This is a genomic window from Ferrovibrio terrae (assembly GCF_943371255.1).
Lineage (GTDB): Bacteria > Pseudomonadota > Alphaproteobacteria > Ferrovibrionales > Ferrovibrionaceae > Ferrovibrio > Ferrovibrio terrae_B.
The window spans coordinates 1-5,059 of record NZ_CALRUC010000179.1; the positions used below are offsets into that span (position 1 = coordinate 1).

Here is a 5,059-nt window from a genome sequence, read left to right on the forward strand (position 1 = left end):
TTGTAGCGCTCGTCTTCCGGATGCACGGCAATGCCGGTATCACCCAGCATAGTCTCCGGGCGCGTGGTGGCCACGATGATGTGGGTGTCGGTGCCTTCGACCTGATAGCGCAGATACCACAGGGAAGACTTCACCTCATGCTGCTCGACCTCCAGATCGGAAATCGCGGTCAGCAGCTTGGGGTCCCAGTTGACCAGGCGCTGGTCCTTGTAGATCAGGCCTTCGCGATACAGCTCGACGAAGACCTTGCGCACCGCTGCGCTCAGCCCCTCGTCCATGGTGAAGCGTTCGCGGCTCCAGTCACAGCTCTCGCCGAGCCGGCGCTGCTGGCCGGTGATCATGCCGCCGGATTCCGCCTTCCACTCCCAGATGCGCTCGACGAATTTGTCGCGGCCCATCTGGTGACGGTTCATCTGCTGTGCAGCGAGCTGGCGCTCCACCACCATCTGGGTGGCGATGCCGGCATGGTCGGTGCCCGGCTGCCACAGCGCATCGCGGCCCAGCATCCGCTGATAGCGGATCAGGATGTCCTGGAGGGTGTGATTGAGCGCATGGCCCATATGCAGGCTGCCGGTCACGTTCGGCGGCGGCAGCGCGATCGTATAGGGCTTGCCGGATTTGACGCCCGCTTTGAACGCACCGCCCTCTTCCCAGGCCTTGTACAGGCGGGCTTCGACATCCTGGGGCGAAAAGCTCTTGTCCAGCATTGGGCTACAACTCGGCAATCATTCGGGAAAGGGCGAAAATAAAGACGATCCGGCCGCGCAAGTCCAGACTTGGGCGGGGCCGGTCCGGCGGCAAAACAGGCGGTTTTAGAGGTGGTCCTGCTCTTCTTCCGCCTGAATGGTCAGGCGGGCGACCTCACGCTCGACGATGCGCTGGACAATGGTGGCCAGATGGGCGTCCAGCCATTCCTTCAGCATCGGGCGCAGCAGTTCCTTGACCAGTTCTTCCAGCGTGCGCTGGCTGTTGCCCATCGCCATGGCGCGCGAGCCGGCAATGGCGCTGGACAGCTGGCCCAGATGGGCGGCGGCACGGGTGGCGGTCGGCTGCGAGACCAGACCTTCCATCTCGTCGCGCACCACATCGGTGAGTTCGAAAACGTCGTCGTTGCGCCCTGACTGCGGCGGCGGCGGCGGCGCAGCCCGGCGGGGGCGCGGCGGCGGCGGCGGCATCGGCGGCGGTTCGTCAAAGTCGGGCTCGGGTTCCGGCTCGGCCATCATCGGCTCGGGCTCGGGCTCCAGCATCATCGGTTCGGGTTCCGGCTCCGGCTCGGGTTCCGGATCCGGCATCGCCATCATCGGCTCGGGTTCAGGCTCCGGCTCGGGGGCTGGCGGCGGGGGCGGCTCTGCAGCGGGCGCAGCCGGCTGATCAGCCCCGTCTTCGGAAATGATCCGGCGAATGGAGGCAAGGATTTCCTCCATGGTCGGTTCATTTTGGCCTGCCTTGGGGTCGCTCATCCCTTGCCCGATACTCTTCTGTTACGCGTGGCCGTTTATGGTCGCCGTCAGTATGACAGTCCATGGCATGCAGGCCATCGCCGATCCGGCCAGGGCTTAGGAACCGGGGCCGAATCAATCAGGTCAATGGTATGCGCGGGAAAGATAACCGAACTGTTAACCTGGGTTAAGGGGATTTTCCCCTAATTCCCGGTCCGGCTGCGTTTTTCGCCCGATTCGCGGTCGTTTGCACCACGAATCGGGCCGGAAAACGAACTGTCACTCACTCGTCGGCGTTCAGGCCGCCATCGGTGCCGAACCACTTGCCGCGCACGCGAGCGTAGTTGTCGGTCGGATCGTAATACTCGACCGGCAGTGCCAGCGTGCGGGCGCCAAGGCGGCCAACCGACGACAGCAGCGTGAAGCCGGCAACATATTCGTCACGACGGGCACGCACTTCGGCGACGCGGGCGTCGAGATATTCCTGCTCCTGGTCCAGCACATCCAGCGTGGTGCGCGAGCCGACCTCGGCCTCCTGCTGCACGCCTTCCAGCGCGATGCGGGCGGCATCGACCTGGCTGGTGCGCGCCGTGATGTTCGAGCGTGCCGTGCTGAGATTTTCCCAGGCCTGGACAACAGCCTGGCGCACCGCGCGGCGCTGTTCCTCGACCTGGATGCGGCGCTGGTTGTGAACCTGCTTGCGCTGGCGCGTCTGGCTGTAGACCGCGCCACCTTCATACAGCGGCACCGTTACCGTGACGGCAACCTTCTTGGTCTCGGTCTCGAAGTTATTGCGGATGGTTTCGTCGGCCTTCGAAACGGAACCGTTCAGCGACACAGTCGGAAGCAGGGCACCAGAGGCCGTGCGCACGTCATTCTTGGCCGCGACTTCACGGAACCGCGCGCCCAGCAGGTCGGGATTCTCGTCATATGAGATCGCCAGCGCCTCTTCCTCGCTTTTCGGCAGCTGCGGCAGCGGCGGCGGCGGCGTCAGAACGCGCGGCATCTCGCCGATCACACGTGCCAGCACGGCACGCGATGACACCAGCGCGCCCTCAGACGAGATGCGGTCGGCAGTGGCGCGGGCCAGACGGGATTCAGACTGCGCCACGTCGGTGCGGGTGATCTCGCCAACACGGAAACGCTCGCGCACGGCCTCAAGCTGGCGGCGCAGCACTTCCTCATTGTTGCGGTTCAGGTCAAGCACCGCCTGATTCTGCACCACATCCATATAGGCAGTGACGGCGTCCAGCAGCACGCGACGTTCCGTGCTGGCCAGATCCTGGCGACCTGCCAGAACCAGCGCTTCGGCTGAATCGGTGGCAGCTTCGGTACGGCCGCCGCGATACAGCGGCTGCGATACGGTGAGCTGCAGCGTGTTGGGGTTCATCACACCATCGCGGTTGGCCGCCGACTGGGGATCGTATTCCAGCCACTGGCGACCGCGCTCATTGCTCAGATTGACGGTCGGGCGCCAGTTGGACAGCGCCTGCGGCACGCCTTCGTCGGTGGCGCGCAGCGCGGCGCGGGCCGCGAGCAGCGTCGGGTTGTTGTTGTAGGCCGCGCTGAACACCTCGTTCAGCGACTGCGCCTGGGCAGTCTGCACCATTGCCATGCAGCTCACGGCGACCGCCGTTGCCAGAAGGGTTCTTGTGAAGCTCATGACGCGCATCCGTCCTTCATCTTGTTTCATCGTTTTTCGCCGCGGCGCGTCCCGACCGTATTCCCCAAACTCTTATTGTTTTGTTTATGCACTCAGTACGTCGGCATGCCCGGATCGATCTGCTCGGCCCAGGCATGGATACCCCCGGCGAGATTGCTCGCCTGCGTAAAACCGTTCTGTCGCAGCCAGCCGGTGACCTGACGGCTGCGCCCGCCATGATGGCACATCACCACCAGCGGTTTGTCATGTGGTAATTCGGTTACCCGCTGCGGCACCTGGCGCATCGGAATATTCAGTGTGCCGGGCAGCGCTACCGTGGCGATCTCCCAGTCCTCGCGCACATCGAGCACCGCGATATCCTGGCCGGCCTTGCGCCAGGCATCCAGGTCGGCGACGTCGATTTCCAGCGGAGCGTCGGCCATGGGGATCAGAAGACGAAGCCGGCCGGACGATCGAAACCGGGCAGGCCCGGCGTGCCGGAATCGAACAGTACGCGCTGCGGAAACAGGCTGCCGTTGCGCTTGACGATCACCGCCTGGCCGATCGGCGCATCGGCTGCGCGCAGCACGCCGATCAGACGGCCGCCTTCGGCCAGCTGGTCGAGCAGCGCGGGAGAGATTTCCGGCACGGCGCCGGCGAGCAGAATGATGTTGAAGGGGCCCTGCTTGGCCAGGCCGTCTTTCAGGGCGCCCTCGACCAGGGCGACATTGTCGATGCCCAGGCCCTGCAGCGTCGCGCCGGCAAGCTGGCTGAGTACGGCATCGGCTTCCAGGCCGATCACCGTGCTGGTCAGTTTAGCCAGCACCGCAACCTCGTAGCCCGTGGCGGCGCCCACCACTAGCGCAACTTCGCTGGGCTGGATCTCGGCTTCCTGCAGCAGGCGGGCCAGAACCATCGGCTCCATCAGATAGCGGCCGGGCGCCACGGCCACGTCCTCGTCCATATAGGCGACGCCGCGATAGGTCTTGGGCACGAACTGCTCACGCGGCAGGGCGGCCATGGCATCGATCACCTGCTCGTCGATGACCTTGTTGGGTCGGAGCTGGGTCAGAACCATCTGGCGGCGCGCTTCGGCGAATTGGCGTTCGGCTTGAGCCATGGGGCGGAATCCGGGGCTGGAACACGGGGTTGGGACAGGCGCCGTTTATAATGCTGCGATGCCGCAAAAACAACGGTTCTATTGTGGGTTAGCAGGTTTCCCCGGCACCGGCGGTAACCGGCATCACAGCCCCGCGACAGTCCTGACAGCACCCCGACCAGTCCCGGGCAAAGCCTTGACCCCGCAGGGCAGCAACCCTTAGTAAGGGGCGCGCTCGCGAGGTCTGGTGGCGGAGTGGTGACGCAGCGGACTGCAAATCCGCGTACGCCGGTTCAATTCCGGCCCAGACCTCCAATTTTCCCCGCGAAAGACCGCTGAAAGCGCCGTTGCCCCCCGCAACTGACCGCCGGCAATCGGCCGGCCAGAACCTTAATTAGCGGTAACACCCCCTTCTATACCCGTCGCCGCCTGTCTATCTTGGAATATCAGACATTTATCGCGGCAGGAGGCGGCGATGCGTATCCTTGGCTACGGCAAGAACGATAAGGTCGACCACCTGGTCAGCAAGGAGATGCTGGACCGGGAGTCAACTCGCAAACTGCAAAAATTCCTCGAAGAGGTCGAGATGGGCATCTTCAGCGCCAATCGCGAGGTGATGAAGAAAGCGGTGCCGGAACTGACCCGCGATTCCTTCATGGCCTTTGCCGTGCGCGTTGCCGAAGCCCGTGCCCGCTACCTCAAGATCGCCCTCGAACTGGCCGCCATCGCCAATCCGAGCGCCGCCGACATCGGCCGGCTGAAGGCCGCCCGCGAGGCCAATGACGAACTGGTGCAGGCCTTCGAGGCCACCAAACGCGTGATCGAGCGCGGCTACACCGTACTCGCACGCTAGCCGGCCACCGCCTCCGCAAAGGGCGA

6 protein-coding genes and 1 tRNA gene are annotated in these 5,059 nt (G+C 64.5%); 2 read left to right on the top strand and 5 right to left on the bottom strand.

Annotation, left to right across the window (positions count from 1 at the left end; genetic code table 11):
- From AAG799_RS22180 to AAG799_RS22200, 5 genes are all read right to left on the bottom strand, one after another.
- On the bottom strand, positions 1-707 hold a 707-nt coding region (locus AAG799_RS22180; RefSeq protein ID WP_341899246.1), incomplete at its 3' end, for a class I tRNA ligase family protein.
- A gap of 105 nt (positions 708-812) precedes the next feature.
- Positions 813-1,301, bottom strand: coding sequence for a DUF2497 domain-containing protein (locus tag AAG799_RS22185; protein ID WP_341899248.1), 489 nt, complete (start codon positions 1,299-1,301; stop codon positions 813-815).
- 421 nt (positions 1,302-1,722) lie between these two features.
- Positions 1,723-3,102 (bottom strand): TolC family outer membrane protein, encoded by a 1,380-nt coding sequence (locus tag AAG799_RS22190; protein WP_341899250.1) that lies wholly within the window; start codon positions 3,100-3,102, stop codon positions 1,723-1,725.
- A 92-nt stretch (positions 3,103-3,194) separates the two neighbouring features.
- Complete coding sequence (locus AAG799_RS22195) at positions 3,195-3,524, bottom strand: rhodanese-like domain-containing protein (protein WP_341899251.1); 330 nt, start codon at positions 3,522-3,524, stop codon at positions 3,195-3,197.
- A 5-nt stretch (positions 3,525-3,529) separates the two neighbouring features.
- The gene (locus AAG799_RS22200) at positions 3,530-4,201 is read right to left on the bottom strand and encodes a protein-L-isoaspartate O-methyltransferase (RefSeq protein WP_341899252.1); all 672 of its coding nucleotides are present in this window, start codon (positions 4,199-4,201) and stop codon (positions 3,530-3,532) included.
- A 220-nt stretch (positions 4,202-4,421) separates the two neighbouring features.
- On the opposite strand from AAG799_RS22200, the gene AAG799_RS22205 reads away from it, so the two are divergent.
- A tRNA-Cys gene (locus tag AAG799_RS22205) sits at positions 4,422-4,495 on the top strand.
- A gap of 160 nt (positions 4,496-4,655) precedes the next feature.
- Positions 4,656-5,033, top strand: coding sequence for a hypothetical protein (locus tag AAG799_RS22210; RefSeq protein WP_341899253.1), 378 nt, complete (start codon positions 4,656-4,658; stop codon positions 5,031-5,033).
- The last annotated feature ends 26 nt before the right edge of the window (positions 5,034-5,059 follow it).

Bases quoted from the DNA above. Each gene is read 5' to 3' on its own strand.
- AAG799_RS22200 (WP_341899252.1), bottom strand. From the start codon at position 4,201: ATGGCTCAAGCCGAACGCCAATTCGCCGAAGCGCGCCGCCAGATGGTT.
- AAG799_RS22210 (WP_341899253.1), top strand. From the start codon at position 4,656: ATGCGTATCCTTGGCTACGGCAAGAACGATAAGGTCGACCACCTGGTC.
- AAG799_RS22185 (WP_341899248.1), bottom strand. From the start codon at position 1,301: ATGATGGCGATGCCGGATCCGGAACCCGAGCCGGAGCCGGAACCCGAA.
- AAG799_RS22195 (WP_341899251.1), bottom strand. From the start codon at position 3,524: ATGGCCGACGCTCCGCTGGAAATCGACGTCGCCGACCTGGATGCCTGG.
- AAG799_RS22190 (WP_341899250.1), bottom strand. From the start codon at position 3,102: ATGAGCTTCACAAGAACCCTTCTGGCAACGGCGGTCGCCGTGAGCTGC.